This is a genomic window from Paenisporosarcina sp. OV554 (genome assembly GCF_003058165.1).
In the GTDB taxonomy this organism is placed as follows: domain Bacteria; phylum Bacillota; class Bacilli; order Bacillales_A; family Planococcaceae; genus Paenisporosarcina.
Genome location: NZ_QBUC01000004.1, coordinates 111066 through 133978, shown reverse-complemented (window position 1 = coordinate 133978; position 22913 = coordinate 111066). Strand labels below are relative to the sequence as shown.

Below are 22913 nucleotides of genomic sequence, written 5' to 3'. Positions count from 1 at the left end.
CAGACTCTACTTGAGTCAGATAGACTGTCGAGACTTTCTCGACAGTCTATTTTTTTTTCGCACTACGTTTAAGATACTTAGGGAAAGTCATTTTAACAGGTTCGACTACTACTTTTGATTATTCCAAATCTATTAAAAGCTTCTGTTTAAATCAAGGTTTTATTTGTCATATCAATGAAACGCCAGAAGCTACTATGAATCGGCTATGCAATTCTAAATGTTTTCTGTCAGATATATATTCAAACTATTCAAACTAAATTTATAGAAATATATTGTATTTTATCCTATAATAGTAACGATTGAGATTGAGAGTTGAGGAGGTGAAAAATACTGATGGATTTTTGAACGATTGATGTCGCAAACAAAGACGGCAACTTCAAATGACAAGTATCAATTTGAAAATCGAAGGGGAGGGAACGAATTGAAGAAAAGGAAACACTGTCACAAGCGAATATTTAGTATTGTAGCAACATTACTTATGGTATTTTCATTACTATCACCAGGACCCGCGTATGCTGAATCAATTAAGGCATCAAACCGTTATGTAAATGATCACCAAACTGCTGCAAAGGTAAAGGTAAGCAATCGTTTACTGGATAAGTTTAAAAAAGATGATAAAGTAACTTTTTTAATCAAATTTAAAGAAAAAGCAGATACAGCAAATGCTATAAAGCGGGCGAAAGCGATTGCGAAGCAAGAAAAACTAACGGCGAATAAAGAAAAGTTTATCCAACGCTCTGAATTAGTATCTGAATTAAAAGCTACTGCACATGTAGAGCAGCAAAACGTATTAAAATATCTTAAACAAGAAGTACATAAAGGGAATGTCGAATCTTTTAATTCCTATTTTATCGTCAATGGTATGGCTGTTACAGCGACGAAAGAGGTTGCAGAAAAGATAGCAACCTTTTCCGAAGTTGAAAAAGTACTGCCAAACGAAACAAGACAATTATTTGCTTCAACAACTAAAGAAGAAAGCCCTAATTCAAATCTAGCGAATGTAGAGTGGAACGTTGAGAGAGTTGGAGCTCCGGCTTTATGGGAAAAGGGAATCGACGGTACAGGTGTTGTAATAGCGAGTATTGATACCGGTGTTCAATTGGATCACCCCGCATTAAAGGAAAAGTATCGCGGCTATAATGCAGCAACCGGAGAAGTTGATCACGACTTTAATTGGTTTGATGCCACTGCCGGACAATCGATTCCATATGATGATTTAGGACATGGAACACATGTGACTGGGACAATGGTCGGCAGTGAACCAGATGGATCTAACAAAATAGGAGTAGCACCGGGCGCAAAATGGATTGCTGTTAAGGCATTCTCGGAGACTAGCGGAAGTGATGCCAATCTATTGGCTGCTGCAGAGTGGATTTTAGCACCAACAGATGCAAATGGGAATACCCGCGTTGACATGGCACCTGATATTGTTAACAACTCATGGGGTGGCGGACCAGGTCTTGATGAATGGTATCGAGATGTAGTAAGAGAATGGAGAAATGCCGGGATATTTCCTACATTCGCAGTTGGAAACACGGGCATGACTAATGATGGCGGGCCTGGATCAGTCGCCAATCCAGCAAACTATCCCGAATCATTTGCAGTGGGAGCAACGGATAGTAATGATATAGTTGGAGACTTTTCATTACGCGGCCCTTCACCATATGGTGAAATAAAGCCTGATATTTCAGCGCCTGGAGCGAATATTCGTTCATCGATACCTCGCAGTGATTACGAAGGCGGTTGGAATGGATCATCGATGGCGGCCCCCGCTGTATCGGCAGTTGTAGCATTATTATATGAAGTAGATGCAAGTTTATCGGTTGATGAAATAGAAAAAATTTTAATAGAAACAGCAAAGCCTTTAACGGATAAGGAATATCCAGAATCACCAAATAACGGGTACGGCTATGGATTAGTCAATGCATACAATGCGGTATCTTCTATTAGAGATGGTCTGGGGACTTTGGAAGGAAAAGTGGTCCAAACGATTAAGAATTTTGATTTGCCGATAAGCGGTAAAGTTAGCGTGCTTGAAAGTAGACAGTACGTCAACACAAATCCTGAAAACGGCTCTTATAAACTCCCGCATGCTGCTGGCAAATATACAGTTCAAGCCGAAGCATATGGATATCAATCTAAACAGCAATCAGTAACGTTTGAAAAAGATAAAGCTATACACGCAGATTTCACATTGAATGAAATCCCCAAAGGAACTATAAGTGGTGTGATTACCGATAAAATCTCGGGGGAAGCTGTTGAAGGTGTAACATTACTCCTTATGGAAGATGCCAATATTACACCTGTGGCGACGAATAAGGACGGTAAATATGAAATTACAGCTAATGAAGGAACTTATACGTTGAAAGCCATGAGAAGCGGCTATCACAGTCAAGATGTTGCTATTACAATAAAAGGAAATCGGCAAGAGGTTGATATTGTTCTTGATCCTTTTTACACGTATCCTGGCGGCGAAATTGGCTACGATAATGGAAAAGTTGATAGTGGCAGTATGTATTTTGGCGGTGGAGCTGGCTGGGCAGTAAAAATGTCATTGCCAGAGAATAAGAAATCAGCGATTGTCACAGATGGTGTGTTTCACTTAAAGGATAAAAAATACTCAGAAACACATGGAACGGAATTTAATGTGGAAGTATGGGATGCCTCTGGACGCGATGGGTTACCGGGTAAGAAACTTGGTGGCCCGATAGCCGCTGAAGCTGTATTGGATGACTGGACAGTAGTTGATTTAACCGATTACAATATCAAGGTTGATGGAGATTTTTATATGGTGTATGTCCAAACACTGAATTATCCGGAGGCGCTTGGTTTGGCAACCGATAACGGTAATCCTTATATGGAGAGAAGCTATCAATATCTTGACGGCGAATTTTATCCAGCATTTGTTGAAGACGGTAATTATATGATCCGTGCACGTGTTAGTTATGAAGTAGACAAGCCTTCAATTACTTCGCCAAAACAGGATGAAGTATTCAAAGACGAAAACATCACGGTAGAAGGAACTGCCTCACCGACAACAACGATTAAGCTGATGAATAATAATGAAGAAGTAGGTACTGCAAAAGTTGGCGATGAAGGCAAATTTTCAATCCCAATGAAAATTAATGACGGTGAAAATAGTTTAATAGCAGTCTCCATGTTGAATGGGAAAATGACGGGAAAATCGGATCCTGTTATTGTTTCACTACTATCCGATAAACCTGTCATTCAAGATCTTAAACCGGCAATTGACCAATCTATGTTCCCTGGTGAGGAGCTAGAAATCTCCTTCCGAAGTAATGTAATCGGTGGAGAAGCAAACTTTGAAGTGAAACTCCCTGCGCAAAAGAAGACGCAATCCTCTGCTAAAAATATAATGGAAGAGGTTGAGCCAGGAGTTTATAAGGGCGTTTGGACCGTTCCAGATGTAAAAATTCAAAATGCTATTATTAAAGTTGAACTAACAGATGCCACTGGAAAAAGAGTTAAACAGAAAGCACAAGGGAAACTAACGATTAAGCAGGATGTTGGTCCTGGTCCTGGCCCGGTTGATCCTAAACCAGAAACACCACCAGCATTCACGGATATTACAAATACTTTCGCAAAAGATGAAATTAATAAGCTTGCAGCGAAGGGAATTATCCAAGGGAAAACGGAAACTTCCTTTGCACCAAACGCACAAATTACGCGTGCAGAATTCACCGTATTACTTGCTCGCGCGCTAAACCTTCCGTTGAAGACGTACGAGGGCAAGTTTGAGGATGTGAACACAAGCAAAAAGTGGGCATTTGCAGGTATTGAAGCAGCTGCCAATGCAGGCATTGTGAACGGAATGAAGGATGGTAAATTTAATCCATAGGCTCCGATTAAACGTGAAGAAATCGTGGCAATGGTTGTAAGAGCAGTTGAGTATAAAGATAAAATAAAACTAGACAACCTAGAAAAACCAGCTAACTTTAAAGACCATCAATTAATTGGTACATATGCAATTGATTCAGTCTATAAAGCAACTGCACTAGGTGTTATTAAAGGGAACGAAGGTCAGTTCAATCCTAAAAACAATGCAACACGTGCTGAAGCAGCAGTTATGCTCTACGGTAGATTGGACACACTTAAATTAATAAACTGATTTGGAAAAGAAGAGCCGAGTAATTTCGGCTCTTTTTTTAATGCACTTCTGAACCAGCGACCCCTCCCCTGTCAATTACAGTGTACGAGGATCATTCAGTATTACTGAATATTTTAGTTCGATTAAGTCCATTAAATCAATAGGTCGTTGAAATTTTATGCATTGATAATCTTTTATTTCTATTGTTTCTAGTGTGTCTGTGCAAGTTTTGTGCAATGAAAAAGTAAAGTTTCTAAGAGGTAGGGTGTCAATATTCGTAATAATATACATACTATTCATCAAGAAATAGTTTTGACTTAAATAATCTTAGCTTTACACGGACGATAACTACTATTAGGTAAAAGGCGTTCAGTTGACGGCTTTTTTCCCTAATATTTTTAATTTATTGATTGTATCCCTATCTTTTTAAATTGATTTTTTAATTCTTTAATAAATTCCCTTACCACCGGTGTTAAACCTTTCATTTCTAAATATATAAGCCAGAAATCTATTTCGAAGAAGTTTTCTTCCTTTAAAGGAATGATCCTAATGTCTCCATTCAATACCATTGGGCGATTTTTAATCGTAAAATCATGAAGATATAAAATAGCTTGGCTCTCTTTTACCAATTCAAATAGAAGGCTACTTCTATTTGATTTCAATACTATATTTTTTGAATTAATTTTGGTAATTTTTAACAACCTTTTATAGTCAGCATCTTTATACATCACTATTTTGGCATTTTCTAAATCTTTTGGAGTTACATATTCTATTGAATAAAAGGGAGATTTTTTACCAACAGCAATACATATTTGACCTCTGCGTAAATGTTCGAAACTAATATTACTTTCTCTTTTTAGTTCCTCTATTGTTGCTGAAATAAATGCAATGTCATAATTATGTTTATTAAAATTTCGAATAATATTTGCTGGATTTTGCTCGACTATGTCGAAAGACAATTCCTTATGATCCGAATTAAACTTTACCAATAGATCTTGAATGATATAAGAAAAAGCAGGGGCGGTTAGTATTTTCAATTGTACTTTATTATTATTTTTATATATCTCAATCTCTTTTTTTAAATCTTTTATGGTGTCTCGTAATGTAATTGCTTTAGAAATAACTATTTTCCCTTCAAACGTTGGAGTTACTCCTTGTTTCGAACGATTAAATATTTTAATACCGAGCTCATTTTCTAATTTTGTAATTGACTGACTCATTCCAGAAGGTGATATAAATAATTTTTCAGCTGCCTTTGTTATTGACTTTTCATTAGCGACAGTTAGAATATACTCCATTTGTTCAAAATTCATCTTTTCACCTCAGCTTTAACACATAATCATATTATACTAATACTCCTAATATTAGTTATGAAAAAATTAAAATACAATCCAATGTTAGTATTATCGGAACAGAAACAACCATTCTTCGTTTTTGAAAATATAACTTCTTGTTAAGCATTCCTTCATAACGTATACCATTTTTGTAAATGTACTTAATTTATCGAAAATTGTAAAATTTTAATAAATATCTCTTTCTAATTAATTTTCTATTCTTACCAAATGCCAATATGTATATTTCGTCAAAGAGAATATAGTTTGAAACATAATTTGGTTTACTAAAATTCAGCCAACATAGAAGAGGTGAAATTGGGTTATGTATGAGGGGAAAATCATAAAGTTTTATCGAGAAAAATACAAACTAACTCAAGAACAACTAGGAAAGGATATCTGTTCGATCACACATATTAGTAAAATTGAGTGTAACCGAACAACCTATAATAATGAAATCATATCTTTATTATCAGAGAGACTAGGAATAGAGATGGATGTAGAATTAAAAAAATCACTCAATATTAAACACCGCTTAACACAATGGCATGATGCAATCATCATGGAATTAGAAGAAGAAATCGAACAAATTAATAGTGAATTAGAACATGATGAATTAATCGCGATTTCAGATTATATACACTTATATCATTTACTTCGAGTAAGATATTTTTTAATTCATAATAATACCCGTGAAGCAAAGAAAATCATAAAGAAAATACAAAAATTAGAGAACGAATTAACAGAATATGAATCCAATTTATTAAAACATGTTTTGGGTATTTATTATTTAAAATGTGAAGACCATATCAAAGCAATCCAAACTCTAAAACAAATACAAATTGAGGGTTATAAGAATCCAGAATATTATTATCACTTAGCAATGGCTTATCATACAAATCAATCACCAGTTGCGGCATATTATTGTGCAGAAAAGTCGCATAAATATTTTAAGGATATTAATAACTATCTTAGAGTTATTGACGCTGAAATGATTATGATTATTCAAGTTACTGAAAACAGTGATTATGATGAAATTATTAGTCGTTTTAAGAGTTTAATCAAAAGTTGTGAGTTATTTAATGCTCCTGATCGAAAGGCAAAATTATTCCATAACTTAGCGTATGAGTACTACCGAAGAAAAAATTATGAACAAGCTATTTTTTATTATAAACAATCAATGTCGCTCAAAAATTCAGAATCTCCTTTTTACTTACTTACTTTAGAAGGATATATTCGTAGCTCGTTTGAAGGAGAACTTATCCCAAATGATGAATTAATACGACTTGCTGAGGATGGATTAATTATTGCGATTCGAATTAATCAATTATTGTATATTCATCTATTTAGACTTAACCTTTATTTAATTAAGTCTAAAGAAAAAGAATACTTTAAATATTTAGATAATAAAGCATTACCGATGTTTACTAAATTTGGTTACACTTATTTAATTCAACGGTCTGAAAAAGAACTTTTTAACTATTATTCTAAAATAAACTTACCTGATAAAGCATTAGAAATGGCAAAATTAATACTCGTTACTTAATAAAAAAACAAGAATACTTATTGTATTCTTGTTTCAGTGTGTAGACAAAGTGCATAAAAAACTGGTACCCAGCCGAGAGATAAAAAGATAGTTGGATCTATCCGTTAGTTCAATAAGAAAAACATACTAAGATTATGAATCGTTGAATTTTAATCCACTATGAAACAAAACTCGTCCATTATTGAACACGATAAAACAGGTGTTCAAATGTATCAGTTTGGAACGATTACATATAACAAAACTCTGACCATTATTCTATGTTCATTAACTTACAATGTAATTTCTTATGTAGTATTTAAATCTAAATACTATATTAAAGGAATAAAAGAGTAGTTACTGGTAGCAAAAGAAGAAGATTGAAGTAATAATTTATAATGTCTTTTTGAATTCACGGGTGCGTTGTTTCAAGAAGGATTAACGCTTTTTTTGTTGAACTTATTGAACTAACGGGGCAGTTTACTTTAATAAGAAAAGGTGAAGAAGGAATTAAATAATTAAATCGGGAGGTAACCTTTTCTATGGAGCATCCTTATAAAAAGTTTGAAAACACGCCGTTATGGGGAGTTATAAATAAAGGTGTAGATGACCTTGTAGAAAATGATGACATTGAAGAAATGATCAAAAGAGAATACATTGTTGGCTATCTTTGTAAGTTGGTATCGGAAATAGAAACGGAAAACAAATAAGATTTCTTGTTCAGCTAACGCAACAGGATAATTAAAAATGGGAGAAAAAATATCTTTAAAATGCGATATTTTTTAGATTTTATTTGTGGAGGCAATATATGGGCTATATTATGGACTTAAGAAAGTTAGTGGGCCACCGACCACTAATTATGGCTGGGGCGTGTAACCTTATTTCTGAAGGCGTGGACATCGTTAAAATTTCGAATCGACTGAGACATGCAAATCCTAAAATCACGTTTGAATATTATGCCCATCTCTTACCAAACTCAGATAATGACGTAGCAGATATATTTTACAATGCGATTCAAGGCAGAGTTAATAATAATCATCAAATAAATGGCGGACATTTAATGAATTATAGGAACTTTGCAAGGTATTTGAAGTGAGAAATCAATTTATAAAAAACCTGTAAAAAATTGATGTATCAACGTTTACAGGCTTTTCAATAATAATGATCCCGACTGGGATCGAACCAGCGTCCTTCACCCGTCCTTCACCCTGTCAAGTTAATGGTCTTAGTCAGTCCTGTATCCTACCGTGGCTAAGTAAAGCCAAAAGAAAAATAGAAAACACTTAACAAAGAAAGCACCTTAAAGAAATGCTTTTTGAGAGTAGCTTTAACTTACATGCACATTTCCTGTACATACGCCGCCATTAATATTTTTGATTAGCCCCAATAACCTGCTTATCTTTGCTTTATTTTACATTTTAGTAAAAAAGAAAAAGCCCTAAAATCTTGATTTAACAAGGATTCTAGGGCTTTTAATACTACACTTTGCAAAGTATAGCTATTAACGTGAGTAGTACTCAACGATTAATGATTCATTGATTTCAGCAGATAATTCGCTACGTTCTGGACGACGAATGAATGTACCAACTTTTTTGTCTGCATCGAAAGATAAGTATTCAGGAACAAAGTTGTTTACTTCCATAGACTCATTAACGATATCAAGGTTTTGAGATTTTTCACGAAGAGAAATTTCTTGACCTGCTTTTAGACGGTATGAAGGAATATCAACGCGTTTTCCATCAACCATAACGTGACCGTGGTTTACTAATTGACGAGCTCCACGACGAGTGCGTGAAAGACCTAAACGGTAAACGATGTTGTCAAGGCGAGTATCAAGAAGAATCATGAAGTTCTCACCAGATTTACCAGGCATTTTAGCCGCTTTATCGAAAAGTGTACGGAATTGACGTTCGTTTACACCATACATGTGACGAAGCTTTTGCTTCTCTTGTAATTGTAAACCGTATTCCGAGATTTTTTTACGTTGGTTAGGACCGTGTTGTCCTGGTGCGTAAGGGCGTTTTTCTAATTCTTTACCTGTACCGCTTAGTGATAGACCAAGACGACGAGATAATTTCCAAGCTGGACCTGTATAACGAGCCATGAGAGACTCCTCCTTTTAGTGGTTTTATTTTGTTGTAAAATAAGACCAGATGTATCAATCAAACTGTCATTTTATTTTCATGTACCTTCGCCCTCGCAGCCAAGGGTTACGAGATACCCCATCCAATAACCTTGGAGGAATAAAATGAAACGAATAAGACCATACAACTGCTGCTTTTATTTTACACATCCTCTATTGTATCTATTTAATAGTGTAGTGTCAAGATGAGACCTTGACAATTAAATGAAACGATTAGGGAAGTTGACCTTTTCAAAAATCTTGGAATCGAGTAAGATGGAAATGATAGGTATGAAAGCGTTTACATAAAATTAGGGGTGCTTATTATGAAAAATGAATTTATTCGAAAAGAAACAACTATTATTCACAAAGGGTATTCGTCTGAACATCATCATGATAGTTTATCCGTTCCTTTATATCAAACATCCACTTATACATTTTCCTCAGCTGAACAAGGGGAACGACGTTTTGCGGGAGAGGAATCTGGGAATATCTATTCACGTTTAGGGAATCCTACCGTTCGGATTTTAGAAGAAAGAATAGCAGAACTTGAAAATGGACAAAGTGCATTAGCGTTTGGGTCGGGGATGGCCGCAGTTAGTGCAGTACTTATTCATGTAACGAAAACAGGTGATCACATTCTTTGTTCGCGAGGAATTTACGGTTGTACATTTGGCTTACTCGAAATGATGGATGAAAAATATAATATTTCACATAGTTTTAGTGCCTTATCGACAGAACAAGAAATCGAAGCGTCAATACGACCGGAGACTGTCTGTGTATATATAGAAACACCAATAAATCCAACCATGGAACTTGTGGATTTAGAATTAGTTAATAAAGTTGCAAAAAAACATGGACTAAAAGTAATTGTTGATAATACATTCTCTTCTCCATACTTACAAAACCCACTTGATTTCGGCGCTGACTATGTGTTGCATAGTGCTACAAAATATATTAATGGTCATGGAGATGTCATTGCAGGATTATTAATAGGTAATGATGTGGATGATATGATGAATATTCGAATGACCGTTCAAAAAGACGTTGGAGGAATTATCTCACCATTTGATGCCTGGTTAATCATTAGAGGATTAAAAACACTTCACGTTAGAATGGATCGACACTCAGAAAATGCTCAACAATTGGTGTCGTTTTTACAATCAGCATCAGTCGTATCTGAGATCCTCTATCCGTTTGATCCTTCACATCCGCAATATGAAATTGCCAAAAAACAAATGAAAGCTGGAGGTGGGCTCATTTCATTTAATATAAAAGGCGGCAAAAAAGCTGCACAGTTTTTTATGAATGAACTGCAACTAATTAAAATTGCCGTTAGTTTAGGGGATGCGGAAACGCTCATTCAGCATCCAGCTACAATGACCCACTCAGTCATTCCAGAAGTAGAACGAGAAAAGATGGGAGTTAGCCATTCATTACTTCGTCTGTCAGTAGGACTTGAGCACGTGGAAGACATAATGGCAGATTTAAAACAAGCATTTGCAAAAGTTGAAACACATTTTGCAATGACTAAATAAAACAAAAAAGGATGAAGTGGCTATCAAACCACTTCATCCTTTTAAATATGTTTCATTAATATAGAAACAAAATGTTCAAGACCTTGTTGATCTTCTTCTTGGAAACGATCCTTTTCAGGACTGTCGATATCAAGCACGCCGATAACCTCGCCATTTTTTAGTAAAGGTACAACGATTTCTGATTGTGAAGCAGCATCACATGCGATATGTCCAGGAAAAGCATGCACGTCAGGAACGATTATCGTTTCTTTTTTTGCAACAGTGGTTCCACAAACCCCTCTACCTATTGGAATTCTAATACAAGCAGGTAATCCTTGAAAAGGTCCGAGGACAAGTTCATTACCATCCATCATATAAAAACCTACCCAGTTAATACGATCGAAGAATTGATTTAATAAGGCAGAAGCATTACTTAAATTAGCCATGACATTTTTCTCACCGTTTAATAATGCGTCCAGTTGTTTTGCTAACATTTCATATTGTTGTGGTGTATCTCCAACATATGTTGATTGTTCAAACATGAAATCACCTCTTAATTATAATATTTGGAAATAGTGTTCTTTCGGGTTTTTACTTCTAGCTCGAAACATTTATTGAGTATATACGTCTTTATAAAATTGATGCAAGTCTTCTGCCCTGTGAGCGTCTGATCCAAAAACGAGTGGAATACCTAGGTCCTTTGCCAACTGAATGTATCGATGTGGGGGATAGGGTTCCAAACAAAACTGTTTGGCTAAGCCTGCACTATTTACATCCAGTTCATATTCGTTATGTTTCATTAATTCTAATGTTTTCATAATCATTTCATGATCATCAACGATCACATTGTGGTGATGTTGAAATTTGTGAATTAATGTTGGATGTCCAATTCGCTTTGGTTTGTATGGTCCAAGGTCACTAGAAATCGAATTTTGTACAGTCCTATAATACAGAGAATAAACGTTTTCAAGAGAGTCGAACTGTTGTACAAAAGAATTAAAAGACAGTGGTGAAAAATCAATACATGAATATTTTTTATCTTTTAGCAGGAAATGAACAGATAAAATAGAATCATCTAAGGTATGACCTATTTCATTTAATAATTGAGTAGTCTCTTTTTCAAAGCCTTCTATAAAGTCGACTTCTAATCCGATTTTAATTGAAATATCATTAGCATATTGTTTTTTTAGTTGTTGTAATTCTCCTATATATGGTTCGAGCATGTTTGGATTAAGGAAACTATCTCGAGTAGGAACAGTGTCAATAAATCCCTGAGGTGCTGGGGCGTGCTCTGTGAATGAGATATCCGTAAACCCATTCAAAATAGCTTTTTCTATGTATAATTCAAACGAGTCTTTTGTTCCGTGGGGACAAAATGGACTGTGAATGTGAGCATCTCGCTTCATTAAATGAATACCTCCCACGTATAAATGTCACTTTTTACATAAATTCGGCAAAATTCTTCTATTTTCGTCAACATATTCATTTGTTTCATGGTAAGATTACATATATAACTGGCATAGACCGTGATTTTTGGAACAGGGGGCTTACGATGAATTATATCATCATTGCAATCATCGTACTAATTGCATTACTTATTCTCTTATTTATGATGCGTCGCAAACATAATAACGAGATTGTTAGATTGGAACATGACAAACATCAAATTCAAAATAAGCCGATATTAGAAGAAATGACTAAAGTCAAACAACTTAATATGAATGGACAGACGGAAGATATGTTTGAAAACTGGCGTAATAGCTGGACTCAAGTTATGGATGTTCACATGCCGAAAATTGATTCACTATTATTCGATGCTGAGGAAAGCATAGATAGGTTCAACTTTAAACGTGCCACTTCATTGGAAAAAGAAATCGAAGAGCGGATTCAACAAAGTGATGAACAAATGTCACTAATCTTGGTGGAACTGGAACAATTGATTGGCAGCGAAGAAAAAAATCGTGTTGAAATGGACCAATTGAAAGAACAATATCGTGCAGCTCGAAAGACATTGCTCGCTCATCAACATTCATTTGGTGCAGCAGCTGTTCCACTTGAGAAAAAACTGGAACAATTCGGACCTCAATTTGATGAATACGACCGTCTGACAGAAAGTGGTAATTATTTATTGGCACGTGAAATCGTTATTGGATTAAATCAAGAAGCTCAATTTGTTTTTAATTTATTGCATGATATTCCTTCATTATTAACAGACGTGCAAAATAAGATTCCAGCTAGTATTCACGACCTTCGCAATGGACAACGTGAAATGGAAGCACACTCGTATTATTTAGAACATCTAGAATTAACGGAACAACTAAATAAGTTAGATGAAGAATTAATCATTATGAAGGAATCCATTATTCAACTCGATATTAAAGACGTTATGGTACGTGTCGAACAAATGAAAGATGAAATCGAAGCTTTCTATGACATGCTTGAAAAAGAAGTTATGGCTAAACGTTATGTTGATCAGTATCGTCAGCCTACTGAAATGAGATTGGCAGAGGTCACGAGTATTACTCGTCAAACAAGCGATGAAGCAGCTTATGTACAACAAAGTTATCGTTTACCTGAAAATCAAGCAGAAATTCCTCTTGTTTGTTTAAAGCAAATTGAAACTTTGCAAAAACGTTATGATTTAGTCGAACAACGTGCAAGTGAAGACCAATTAGCATATTCAAGCTTACAAGATGAACTAACACTTATTGCGGCTGACTTGGAGAACTTATACGAAGAACAGGATCGTTTTTCAAATAGTTTAAAGAGTTTACGTATCGATGAAAATCGAGCGCGTAAGAACTTAGATGAACTGAAGCAATTGCTCCATGAAACAGATCGAATGGTACATAAAGCGAATATGCCAGGTATACCTGAAGAAATGGATGTTCGCTTAGAAGAAGCAGAAGAACACATTTACTTAGTTATGCAGAGCCTTCAAGAAGTGCCATTGAATATGAAATTAGTGGATAGTTATTTAGCTAAAGCAGATAAGTGTATTCATGAAGTGCATGGAAAAGCGAAAGAAATGCTTGAGAACGTCTTATTGATTGAACGTATCATCCAATATGGTAACCGTTACCGAGCAAGTCATCCACGTATGAATCAGCGCTTGTTAGAAGCTGAAGCTGCATTCCGCCAACTTCGATACACAAAGGCTCTTGAAGAAGCAGCAACAGCTGTTGAAGAAGTTGAACCTGGAGCAATGAAACGAATCGAAGTGCTTGTCAAAGAGGACGCATGGCGTTCATAATAAAGTCAGTTGAAACCACCACACAACACGTGTTGGTGGTTTTCTATTGAAAAGGAGTATAGCCGTGTATTATTTTGATCATAGTGCAACGACAAAACCACATAAAGAAGTTTTGGAAACATTTATTAAAGTGAATGAAGAATTTTATGCAAATCCTGCCTCGATACATGAACTTGGAGTGGAAGTGAACACTCTTTTATCGCGGGCAAGAAAACAAGTTGCAGATATGCTCGGAACTGATGAAACAAGAGTTATTTTCACTTCAGGTGGAACCGAGTCTAATCACTTTGCCATTCAAGGAGTAGCTAAAAATTTAAATTCTCGTGGCAAACATATTATTACTTCAAGTATTGAACATCCGTCAGTTTTAGAAGCGATGAAGCAATTAGAGCGCCAAGGTTTTGAAGTGGAAATTTTACCTGTTAATGAAAAAGGGTTGATTTCAGTTGATGAAGTAAAAGCTTGTTTACGAAAAGATACGATTTTGGTCAGTATTATGCATATAAATAATGAACTTGGCAGCATACAACCAATAAAGGAATTAGCAAATATGATTCATCAATATAGCCGCGCAGTATTTCATGTAGATGCCATTCAAAGTTTCGGGAAATATCCTGTGTCATTTGATAAACTTGGTGTTGATGTTTTAACCTTGTCCGCACATAAATTCAATGGCTTAAAAGGATCAGGAATTGTTGCATGGAAAGGTCATGTATCCTTCGAACCAGTCATTGTTGGCGGTGGACAAGAGTTTGGATTACGAAGTGGCACGGTTCCAGTGGCACAAGCGGTGTCGTTTGCAAAAGCCATGAGACTTGCTTTTGAAAATCAATCTCATATGCTTTCAAAATATATACAATGGAACGAAAAACTAAGAAGTTCTTTCCGAGGATATCGAAATGTTCGAATACTTTCTGCTGATGAAGCAGCTGCTCATATTTTAACAATTAGTGTCCGTCACTTAAAAGGAGAAGTACTAGTAAATGCTTTGCAAGCTAAAGAAATCATCGTTTCAACTTCGAGTGCTTGTTCGTCAAAACAAACAAAAACTAGTCATGTTATTGAATCAATCGGATTACCAGATGACTATATCCGTGGAGTCATTCGCATAAGTTTAGGCACAAGTAATACGGATCAACAAATAGATTATTTTACCGAAAATTTTTCAACAATTATGAAGCAAGTTAAAGGAGAATAATTCAAAATGGAATGGAAAGAACTATTAATACGTTATGGTGAATTGTCTACAAAAGGAAGAAATCGCAATGCATTTACAGGTCGCTTACGGGATAATATCCGTTATGCTTTTGCTGATTTGCCAAAGTTTCAAATTATTACCGAGCGGGATCGGATGTTTATTCGACCAAATGAACAAGAAACGATGGATCAATTAATCGAGCGGTTGCCAAAAATTTTCGGCATTCAGTCTTTTAGCCCAGTTGCTTCATGTAGCTTGGATTTAGAAGATATTAAACAAACTGCAGTAAAAGTTGTAGAATCATTAGACCGTGTAGATAAAACATTTAAAGTTACGGTAAAGCGTTCTTATAAACCATTTGAGATGGAAACAAATGAATTACAACAATTTGTGGGCTCACATGTTTTGCGTAATTTCCCAGACATAAAAGTTCAAATGAAAAAACCAGATATTGATTTAGTAGTAGAAGTTAGAAGAGATGCTGTATATATGATGGCTCAAGTTATTCCGGGTGCTGGAGGTTTACCGATTGGATCAAATGGTAAATCTATTCTTATGTTATCAGGTGGAATTGACAGTCCTGTTGCAGGATACCAAATGTTAAAACGTGGTGTTCGTTTGGATGCTATTCATTTTTATAGTCCACCATATACGAGTGAACTTTCGAAAGAAAAAGTGATGGAATTAGCTGATAAATTAAGTCGATTTGGTGCATCCGTTAAACTTCATATCATTCCTTTTACAGCAATCCAACAAGAAATTCAAAAACAAATTCCAAGTAATGTATCAATGACGACTACTCGGAGAATGATGTTAAGAATTACAGATCTTGTTAGAGAAGAAACAGGAGCTTTAGCAATCATTACAGGTGAAAGTCTAGGACAAGTAGCTAGTCAAACATTAGAAAGCTTAACAGCTATTAATGCTGTTTCAACTACACCGGTTTTGCGTCCACTTATTGCATTTGATAAGCTAGACATTATTAAAATTGCTCAAGAAATTGATACTTACGAAGTATCAATCCGTCCATACGAAGATTGCTGCACGATATTTACACCTTCAAGTCCAAAAACAAAGCCGAAACTTGAAAAAGTTGAATTTTATGAGAGCTTCAAATCTTTCGACGACCTTATTGCAGAAGCTGTGGGCGAACGTGAAGTTATGATGTTCCCTAAAAAGAAACAAGATAAATTCTCTGACTTGCTATAATAGATTTACCATGAATTACTACTTCTTGTGAATGCATGAATTCGCCAATCCGGCACATTCTATAGTCACAAGGAGGTGACACAGACATGGCAAATCAAAGTTCAAATCAACTAGCCGTTCCTGGCGTAAAACAAGCATTAGATCAAATGAAATACGAAATCGCATCAGAGTTTGGTGTACAGCTTGGACCAGATGCTACAGCGCGTGCTAACGGATCCGTTGGCGGAGAAATTACTAAGCGTCTAGTACAAATGGCAGAGCAACAATTAAATGGCGGTTACCAAAAATAATAAATTTTTCATAAACCGGTAGCGAAAGCTGCCGGTTTTATTATTGTAATAAAATGATTTATGTTATCTGAAAAAAATGTTTTTTTTGAAAAATCAGTATTATATATCGTATAATGAAGGAGGAGAAAAAACATCAAGGGGGAAACAAAATGAATCATGAACATTTAATCGCACCATTAACGTATAACTTGGTCGAAGAGTTCGAAAAATATGCATCAGAAGAAAAACGTTTAGCGTTAATTTGGAAAAGTGAAAATGGTGATTCAAAAGAAATTACATACAAAGAATTAATGAGCCTAGCAAATCAAGCAGCCAATGTTTTTACTCAGAGTGGATTAATACAAGGTGATGTTGTTTTAATCATGGTGCCTCGTTTAATTGAAGCTTATGTGACCTATATTGGTGCACTTAAAGCAGGTCTTGTTGTAATTCCAAGCTCAGAAATGCTTAGAGCAAAAGATATTGATTACCGATTAGTACATAGTGAAGCAAAAGCAATCGTCGCATATGAGCCATTCATCAATCAATTTGAACAAGTGGAAAATTTGGATGGACTAACTCAATTCGTTATTGGTCAAGGAAGTAATGCATGGGTCTCATTAACATCTGAAATGACAAAAGCATCAACTGAATTTATTGCAGTTGAAACAAAAAATTCCGACATGGCATTTTTATCGTACACGAGTGGTACGACTGGAAATCCAAAAGGTGTCGTACACACTCATGGCTGGGCTTACGCACATTTAAGAACTTCAGCCGAACATTGGCTTGGTATTAATGAAGGAGACGTCGTTTGGGCAACAGCTAGCCCAGGTTGGCAAAAGTGGATTTGGAGTCCTTTCCTCACAACTCTTGGCAGTGGTGCCACTGGTTTTGTCTATCATGGCAAATTTGAACCAAAAGTCTATTTAAATTTACTTAATCAGTACCAAGTAAATGTATTATGTTGTACACCTACTGAGTATCGTATTATGGCAAAAGTAGAAGGATTATCGGAGTATAATATATCATCCCTTCATAGTGCTGTGTCAGCAGGGGAACCTTTAAACCGTGAAGTTATTGATACCTTTAGAAGAGAGTTTGATTTAGAGGTCCGAGATGGTTATGGTCAAACGGAAAATACTTTATTAGTAGGAACGATGAAAGGTATGGAAGCGAGACCAGGTTCAATGGGAAAACCTACACCTGGAAACCAAGTAGAAATCATCAATGAATTCGGAGAGGTTAGTGCAACTGGAGAAGTGGGGGATATTGCAGTTCATATTGATACACCCGCTTTGTTTAAATCGTACTTAAAAGATCCAGAACGTACAAATATGCAATTTAGAGGAAAGTATTACATTACTGGTGATAAAGCTTCTCGAGACGCGGATGGCTACTTCTGGTTTGAAGGCCGTGGAGACGATATTATCATCAGTGCAGGATACACCATCGGACCGTTTGAAGTGGAAGACGCTTTAGTAAAACATCCTTCTGTAAAAGAGTGTGCTGTGATCGGAAGTCCAGATGAAATTCGTGGAAGTATTGTAAAAGCATACGTTGTTTTAATCGATTCAGCAAAAGCTTCAGATGAACTTGTTAAAGAACTCCAAGACCATGTTAAACAGTTAACAGCACCGTATAAGTACCCACGAGAAGTTACGTTTATTGAAGATTTACCAAAAACCGCTTCGGGTAAAATACGACGTATTGAGCTTCGTAATCAAGTACAAACGAAATAATGCCAATCAACTATTCTTAAAACCTTTCAAAAAGGTTTTTAAGAATAGTTTTTTTCGTTTACTTTCCCTCAATTGGGTTCTATAATGAGATATATTTCGAGAGTCAAACTAATGAGGTGAAAATGTGTTAGAAAACGAACGTCAAGGTGTCATTTGGGCTCTTGGAGCGTATGTAGTTTGGGGTGTTCTCCCAATTTATTGGAAATGGTTAGGTCACGTACCGAGTAGTGAAATAATAACAAGTCGTGTCATTTGGGCATTTGTGTTTACCATGCTTTTTGTCGTGATCATGAGGAATAGCAAACTGTTACTAGTAGATATTCGGACATTATGGCAAAATCAAAAAGCATTTTGGAGTCTGTTTTTTGCTTCAGCATTAATATCAGGCAACTGGTTTTTATACATTTGGGCTGTAAATAACAATCATTTAGTAGAAACAAGTTTAGGGTATTACATTAACCCGTTGATTTCTGTCATGCTTGGTATTTTCTTTTTAAAAGAACGTCTGACAAGTGCACAAAAGTTAGCTGTTGTGATTGCTTTAATTGGAGTCATTATTTTAACTATTTCGTATGGTCGGTTCCCATGGCTGGCTATGGCACTTGCTATTAGTTTTGCGATATATGGTCTAATGAAAAAAACCATTCCTCTAGATGCAGTTCGTGGTTTAGCAATCGAAACATTATTTATTCTTCCATTTGCGCTGATTTATTATATCTATCTATTTGTCTCGGACCAAGCTATCATGTTTCATAATAATCTTCAGACGGATATATTATTAGTATTTACAGGTGCTGCAACGGCCATTCCACTAGTTCTTTTTGCAAAAGGAGCGCAAAGAATGCCATTATACATGGTTGGATTTTTACAATATATTGCCCCAACATGTATGTTGTTTTTAGGTGTTATGATTTATGATGAAACTTTTAATGCAATTGACTTATTATCATTCTCATTAATTTGGCTTGCACTCATCCTATTTACTGTTTCAAAAGTGATGGAAGCTAGAACAAGAAAACTCAAATTAGCGAAACTATAAAAAGCAGACGAGAGGAAGATTCTCGTCTGCTTTTCTTGTTTTAACTCTGTTGTTCTTTTAGGCTATGTTAAAGAATGCTGTTGCGCCTAGCATGCCGCAAGAGCGTGAAGAATGAGACCCACAAGTATATGGTTTTCATACTTGTTGGCTCATGCGGAACGTGCGGCAAGCGCAAATGTGCGATAAGCAACAGTATGTTAAAAAAATCCTTTATAAAATTTCGGCTGATTCTTGCTTTCTTTATTGTTAGGCTTTCCTAAGAATGCTGTCGATAATGAATTAAAAACGAAAGAGTACATTTGCGGAAGCATGCCGCAAGAGCGTGAAGAATGAGTCCCGCAAGTATGTGATTTTCAAACTTAATGGCTCATGCGGACGTGCGGCTAGCGCAAAGGTACGTTAACAACAGTGTAGTTTAACAAAGCCTTCTTTTAAAGATACGTTCGTTTCACTTTTTCCCAAAACGAATTATTTTTTAATTTCACAGTTTTCACAACGCGATCGCTTAATTCAATATTCACAGAATCTACATGTTGAATACTTAATGACTCATTGTCCATGCCCATTGTTGGAAAGTCATTTCCGTTTTCTTGTAAGCGTAAAGTTAATTGGCGTTGACCACTTAATATGAATGAAGAGCCAAGTGTTCGGTATTTATTGCTGTTAACAGAAGCTAGTTCTGAAACTTGGAAACAAGGTAGCAATGGATCAACTACTGCCCCATTCACAGATTTATTATAAGCCGTACTTCCAGTAGGAGTCGCAATGATCATTCCATCTCCACGGAAAGTTTCAAACTGCAAACCATCTATTATCACATCGAGTACGAAAGTCTTAATAATGTTTGAGCGTATACTAAATTCATTCAAACAATAAAAAGGTGGATTGTCATCTACAATAACTTGTAAAATAGGATAACGACGTACTTCAATTTCCGAGTGTTGAACTGCATTAATCATTGTCTCCATCTCATGAAAATGGAAATCACAATACATACTGAGTGTACCTGTTGTAGAAATGCCTGCGTATAAACAGTCTTGACGGAAACCCGTTTTGCGAACGGCTTGAAGGAATGCACCATCTCCTCCTAAGCTAACAATAATGTTTGCATGTTTCGCATCGTCAACTGGAGTGAACCCATAGTTCGTGATCATTTCTGAAAGGAGCAATTTTTTCTGCATAGAGTCTTCATCATGTTTGGAATAAATAAAAATATGTGTGCGTTCGGACAATACTGTCACGACCTTTCATTACATGCTTGTGGCTATTTTAGCATGTTCTGAAACATTTTTGAATTGTTTACGTAATACGTTAAGAGTAGAAAAGGGGGAACGTTTAAATGAATACAAAACGTTGGATAGCTTTAGGTGCTGCTGCACTATTATTTGGTTTGTCTATTATTGTTAATATCGCATCTTTTGCGTTTAGTAATGATTGGACATCAAATTTTGAAGACATGTTAGCTGTAACCGAGAGTGATTATAGCGAAACAGTATTAGAAGTAGGAGATGTTTCAAAAAGAATAGCTGTGTTAACCGTGGATGGAGTGATTCAAGACACTGGTGGTGCTACTTCTCTTTTTGGTGCTCAAGGTTACGATCATCAATTTTTTATGAATCAATTAGAAATGATTAAAGAAGACAAAACAATTAAAGCAGTCGTTTTACAAGTGAATTCACCAGGTGGTGGAGTTGTAGAATCCGCACAAATTTACGATAAAATTAAAGAAGTTCAAGAAGAATCTAAAATTCCGTTTTATGTATCAATGGGAAGTATGGCTGCTTCAGGCGGATACTATATTGCGGCTCCTGCAAATAAAATCTTCCTAAATAAAGAAACTTTAACAGGCTCAATAGGCGTAATCATGGAAAGCGTAAACTACGGCAAGCTTGCTGAAAAATATGGCGTAGACTTCGTAACCATTAAAACTGGGCCATATAAAGACATTATGAGTCCAACGCGTGATATGACAAAAGATGAGCGAGCGATGTTGCAAGATATGATTAATGAATCGTATGAATCATTCGTAGATATTATTGAGCAAGGGCGTGGCATGACAGAGGCTGAAGTGAAAGCGGTAGCTGATGGGCGTATTATGAATGGACGTCAAGCAATCGAAGCAGGACTTGCAGATGATTATGGTTACTTAGAAGATGTTATTAAAGCAGTCCGCAAAGACTTTAAATTAGAAGATGCTGAAGTGATGGAATATGGATACAACCAAGGATTGACTAGTCTGTTTTCAATGAAAGCACAGTCACTGTTTGGCGGAGATGTTGAAACACAATTGATTGGACGTTTACTTTCCGACTATAATGCACCCCGTATGATGTACTTATACGGTGAGAAGTGAGGAGGAACCTTAGATGACTGATCGACATGATTCATTTGAGCAAGAAACTAATGTAGAAACAGAAGTCCAAAGCGTTCCACAAAAGCCTACTTACACAACTAAAAAACGCGAGAGTTATTCTCATAAGCCTGCAGGATTTTGGGTGCGTTTCTGGGCGTATTTAATGGATTTACTCGTCATTTCATCCATTTCTTCAATTATCATCTATCCACTATTTCGTATCTTTGGATGGGATGTACAAGGTACAACGTGGTATGCACCAATCGGCTTTTTAACAGGGGTCATTTTTTATGCTTATTTCGTTGTCATGACTAAATTCTTTAAACAAACAGTGGGTAAAATGGTTTTTGGTCTACGGGTGATATCTTTAAAAGATGAATCCATCACTTTTGTGACGATTTTATTTCGTGAATGGATTGGTCGTTTTTTCTCGGCAACGATCTTGCCTTTATATTGGGTAATAGGCTTTACCCCTAAAAAACAAGGGTTACATGACTTTATTGCAGATACCATGGTTATTCATGAAAAAGTGTATGAAAAGAAAGTAGACACTTCGTACAACCATGTTTCTGAAGTGAGCTAGTTGCTACATCCGAAAGCTTTTTAATAAGGTTTCGTAAAATGGTACTCTAGCTATTGATGAATCTGCTAGCTGACCATAGGCTTATCATTCGAAAGTTTTCTTATGGAAATGGTATACTTTTAATTAATAAAAGGGAGGCGTTATAATGGCACAAATTACATTCAAGCAAAATCCGATGACATTAATGGGTAATGAAGTTAAAGTAGGTGACACGGCGCCAGATTTCACAGTATTAGCGAACGACCTTAGCCCGGTTACATTACAAAATTCAAAAGGTAAAACAAGATTAATAAGTGTTGTTCCTTCATTAGACACTGGAACTTGTGATTCTCAAACACGTAAATTTAACGAAAGTGCAGCAGAACTTGGGGAAGATGTTGTCATCTTAACCGTTTCAAACGATTTACCATTTGCCCAAAAACGTTGGTGTGCAGCTGCTGGAATTGATTCAGTACAAACACTTTCTGATCACCGTGATTTATCTTTTGGTAAAGCATATGGTGTTGCAATTGAAGAACTACGTTTGCTTACGCGTTCAATTTTTGTTGTGGATAGCAATGATAAAGTTACATATGTTGAATATGTTCCGGAAGCAACAGAGCATCCAAATTACGAAAAAGCAATTGAAGCTGTAAAAGCTGTAAAAAATTAAGTAACACAAACCCAC

At 35.9% G+C, this 22913-nt stretch carries 21 protein-coding genes; 16 read left to right on the top strand and 5 right to left on the bottom strand.

The window, feature by feature from the left end:
- The first annotated feature begins 478 nt into the window (after window positions 1–478).
- Window positions 479–3859, top strand: a complete 3381-nt coding sequence (locus C8K15_RS05340) for a S8 family serine peptidase (RefSeq protein WP_233260390.1) — start codon at window positions 479–481, stop codon at window positions 3857–3859.
- A 30-nt stretch (window positions 3860–3889) separates the two neighbouring features.
- A complete protein-coding gene (locus C8K15_RS05335; RefSeq protein WP_108585397.1) occupies window positions 3890–4129 on the top strand; it encodes an S-layer homology domain-containing protein in 240 nt (79 codons plus the stop codon).
- 377 nt (window positions 4130–4506) lie between these two features.
- Here the strand turns inward: C8K15_RS05335 and C8K15_RS05330 are convergent, their stop codons facing one another.
- Entirely contained in the window at window positions 4507–5421 is a 915-nt protein-coding gene (locus C8K15_RS05330; protein WP_108585396.1) for a LysR family transcriptional regulator, read from the bottom strand.
- Between the two features lie 343 nt (window positions 5422–5764).
- Here C8K15_RS05330 and C8K15_RS05325 point away from each other — a divergent pair, with 343 nt between their 5' ends.
- From C8K15_RS05325 to C8K15_RS20685, 4 genes are all read left to right on the top strand, one after another.
- On the top strand, window positions 5765–6985 hold the full coding sequence (locus tag C8K15_RS05325; RefSeq protein WP_108585395.1) for a helix-turn-helix domain-containing protein: 1221 nt from the start codon (window positions 5765–5767) through the stop codon (window positions 6983–6985).
- Window positions 6986–7144: 159 nt separating this feature from the next.
- Complete coding sequence (locus C8K15_RS20215; RefSeq protein ID WP_158268258.1) at window positions 7145–7318, top strand: hypothetical protein; 174 nt, start codon at window positions 7145–7147, stop codon at window positions 7316–7318.
- A 185-nt stretch (window positions 7319–7503) separates the two neighbouring features.
- Window positions 7504–7671, top strand: a complete 168-nt coding sequence (locus tag C8K15_RS20545) for a hypothetical protein (RefSeq protein WP_199224063.1) — start codon at window positions 7504–7506, stop codon at window positions 7669–7671.
- Between the two features lie 98 nt (window positions 7672–7769).
- Window positions 7770–8057, top strand: a complete 288-nt coding sequence (locus C8K15_RS20685; RefSeq protein WP_233260384.1) for a site-specific integrase — start codon at window positions 7770–7772, stop codon at window positions 8055–8057.
- 405 nt (window positions 8058–8462) lie between these two features.
- Here the strand turns inward: C8K15_RS20685 and rpsD are convergent, their stop codons facing one another.
- A complete protein-coding gene (gene rpsD / locus C8K15_RS05315; RefSeq protein WP_108585394.1) occupies window positions 8463–9065 on the bottom strand; it encodes a 30S ribosomal protein S4 in 603 nt (200 codons plus the stop codon).
- 344 nt (window positions 9066–9409) lie between these two features.
- Here rpsD and megL point away from each other — a divergent pair, with 344 nt between their 5' ends.
- Window positions 9410–10621, top strand: a complete 1212-nt coding sequence (megL, locus tag C8K15_RS05310) for a methionine gamma-lyase (RefSeq protein WP_108585393.1) — start codon at window positions 9410–9412, stop codon at window positions 10619–10621.
- A 41-nt stretch (window positions 10622–10662) separates the two neighbouring features.
- Here megL and C8K15_RS05305 read toward each other — a convergent pair whose 3' ends face one another.
- Window positions 10663–11142, bottom strand: coding sequence for a GAF domain-containing protein (locus tag C8K15_RS05305; protein ID WP_108585392.1), 480 nt, complete (start codon window positions 11140–11142; stop codon window positions 10663–10665).
- A gap of 69 nt (window positions 11143–11211) precedes the next feature.
- The gene (gene hisJ, locus C8K15_RS05300) at window positions 11212–12006 is read right to left on the bottom strand and encodes a histidinol-phosphatase HisJ (RefSeq protein ID WP_108585391.1); all 795 of its coding nucleotides are present in this window, start codon (window positions 12004–12006) and stop codon (window positions 11212–11214) included.
- 146 nt (window positions 12007–12152) lie between these two features.
- Here hisJ and ezrA point away from each other — a divergent pair, with 146 nt between their 5' ends.
- From ezrA to rarD, 6 genes are all read left to right on the top strand, one after another.
- A complete protein-coding gene (ezrA, locus tag C8K15_RS05295) occupies window positions 12153–13853 on the top strand; it encodes a septation ring formation regulator EzrA (RefSeq protein WP_108585390.1) in 1701 nt (566 codons plus the stop codon).
- Between the two features lie 64 nt (window positions 13854–13917).
- A complete protein-coding gene (locus tag C8K15_RS05290; protein ID WP_108585389.1) occupies window positions 13918–15051 on the top strand; it encodes a cysteine desulfurase family protein in 1134 nt (377 codons plus the stop codon).
- Window positions 15052–15057: 6 nt separating this feature from the next.
- A complete protein-coding gene (thiI, locus tag C8K15_RS05285) occupies window positions 15058–16260 on the top strand; it encodes a tRNA uracil 4-sulfurtransferase ThiI (protein WP_108585388.1) in 1203 nt (400 codons plus the stop codon).
- A gap of 86 nt (window positions 16261–16346) precedes the next feature.
- Window positions 16347–16550 (top strand): alpha/beta-type small acid-soluble spore protein, encoded by a 204-nt coding sequence (locus tag C8K15_RS05280; RefSeq protein ID WP_108585387.1) that lies wholly within the window; start codon window positions 16347–16349, stop codon window positions 16548–16550.
- 149 nt (window positions 16551–16699) lie between these two features.
- Window positions 16700–18271, top strand: a complete 1572-nt coding sequence (gene mbcS, locus C8K15_RS05275; RefSeq protein ID WP_108585386.1) for an acyl-CoA synthetase MbcS — start codon at window positions 16700–16702, stop codon at window positions 18269–18271.
- Window positions 18272–18395: 124 nt separating this feature from the next.
- Window positions 18396–19310 (top strand): EamA family transporter RarD, encoded by a 915-nt coding sequence (gene rarD, locus C8K15_RS05270; protein WP_108585385.1) that lies wholly within the window; start codon window positions 18396–18398, stop codon window positions 19308–19310.
- Between the two features lie 431 nt (window positions 19311–19741).
- Here the strand turns inward: rarD and C8K15_RS05265 are convergent, their stop codons facing one another.
- The gene (locus C8K15_RS05265) at window positions 19742–20542 is read right to left on the bottom strand and encodes an NAD kinase (protein ID WP_108585384.1); all 801 of its coding nucleotides are present in this window, start codon (window positions 20540–20542) and stop codon (window positions 19742–19744) included.
- Between the two features lie 107 nt (window positions 20543–20649).
- Between C8K15_RS05265 and sppA the strand changes: the two genes are divergently transcribed.
- From sppA to tpx, 3 genes are all read left to right on the top strand, one after another.
- Complete coding sequence (gene sppA, locus C8K15_RS05260; RefSeq protein ID WP_108585383.1) at window positions 20650–21663, top strand: signal peptide peptidase SppA; 1014 nt, start codon at window positions 20650–20652, stop codon at window positions 21661–21663.
- Window positions 21664–21676: 13 nt separating this feature from the next.
- Entirely contained in the window at window positions 21677–22246 is a 570-nt protein-coding gene (locus C8K15_RS05255; protein WP_108585382.1) for an RDD family protein, read from the top strand.
- A gap of 145 nt (window positions 22247–22391) precedes the next feature.
- Window positions 22392–22898, top strand: a complete 507-nt coding sequence (gene tpx, locus C8K15_RS05250; protein WP_108585381.1) for a thiol peroxidase — start codon at window positions 22392–22394, stop codon at window positions 22896–22898.
- The last annotated feature ends 15 nt before the right edge of the window (window positions 22899–22913 follow it).

Excerpts from the sequence above, each read along its gene's own strand:
- C8K15_RS05340 (WP_233260390.1), top strand. The coding sequence starts at position 479 with ATGGTATTTTCATTACTATCACCAGGACCCGCGTATGCTGAATCAATT.
- hisJ (WP_108585391.1), bottom strand. The coding sequence starts at position 12,006 with ATGAAGCGAGATGCTCACATTCACAGTCCATTTTGTCCCCACGGAACA.
- thiI (WP_108585388.1), top strand. The coding sequence starts at position 15,058 with ATGGAATGGAAAGAACTATTAATACGTTATGGTGAATTGTCTACAAAA.
- rpsD (WP_108585394.1), bottom strand. The coding sequence starts at position 9,065 with ATGGCTCGTTATACAGGTCCAGCTTGGAAATTATCTCGTCGTCTTGGT.
- C8K15_RS05280 (WP_108585387.1), top strand. The coding sequence starts at position 16,347 with ATGGCAAATCAAAGTTCAAATCAACTAGCCGTTCCTGGCGTAAAACAA.
- C8K15_RS05330 (WP_108585396.1), bottom strand. The coding sequence starts at position 5,421 with ATGAATTTTGAACAAATGGAGTATATTCTAACTGTCGCTAATGAAAAG.
- C8K15_RS05255 (WP_108585382.1), top strand. The coding sequence starts at position 21,677 with ATGACTGATCGACATGATTCATTTGAGCAAGAAACTAATGTAGAAACA.
- C8K15_RS05335 (WP_108585397.1), top strand. The coding sequence starts at position 3,890 with ATGGTTGTAAGAGCAGTTGAGTATAAAGATAAAATAAAACTAGACAAC.
- tpx (WP_108585381.1), top strand. The coding sequence starts at position 22,392 with ATGGCACAAATTACATTCAAGCAAAATCCGATGACATTAATGGGTAAT.
- C8K15_RS20685 (WP_233260384.1), top strand. The coding sequence starts at position 7,770 with ATGGGCTATATTATGGACTTAAGAAAGTTAGTGGGCCACCGACCACTA.
- C8K15_RS20545 (WP_199224063.1), top strand. The coding sequence starts at position 7,504 with ATGGAGCATCCTTATAAAAAGTTTGAAAACACGCCGTTATGGGGAGTT.
- megL (WP_108585393.1), top strand. The coding sequence starts at position 9,410 with ATGAAAAATGAATTTATTCGAAAAGAAACAACTATTATTCACAAAGGG.
- mbcS (WP_108585386.1), top strand. The coding sequence starts at position 16,700 with ATGAATCATGAACATTTAATCGCACCATTAACGTATAACTTGGTCGAA.
- C8K15_RS05305 (WP_108585392.1), bottom strand. The coding sequence starts at position 11,142 with ATGTTTGAACAATCAACATATGTTGGAGATACACCACAACAATATGAA.
- C8K15_RS05325 (WP_108585395.1), top strand. The coding sequence starts at position 5,765 with ATGTATGAGGGGAAAATCATAAAGTTTTATCGAGAAAAATACAAACTA.
- C8K15_RS20215 (WP_158268258.1), top strand. The coding sequence starts at position 7,145 with ATGAAACAAAACTCGTCCATTATTGAACACGATAAAACAGGTGTTCAA.
- ezrA (WP_108585390.1), top strand. The coding sequence starts at position 12,153 with ATGAATTATATCATCATTGCAATCATCGTACTAATTGCATTACTTATT.
- sppA (WP_108585383.1), top strand. The coding sequence starts at position 20,650 with ATGAATACAAAACGTTGGATAGCTTTAGGTGCTGCTGCACTATTATTT.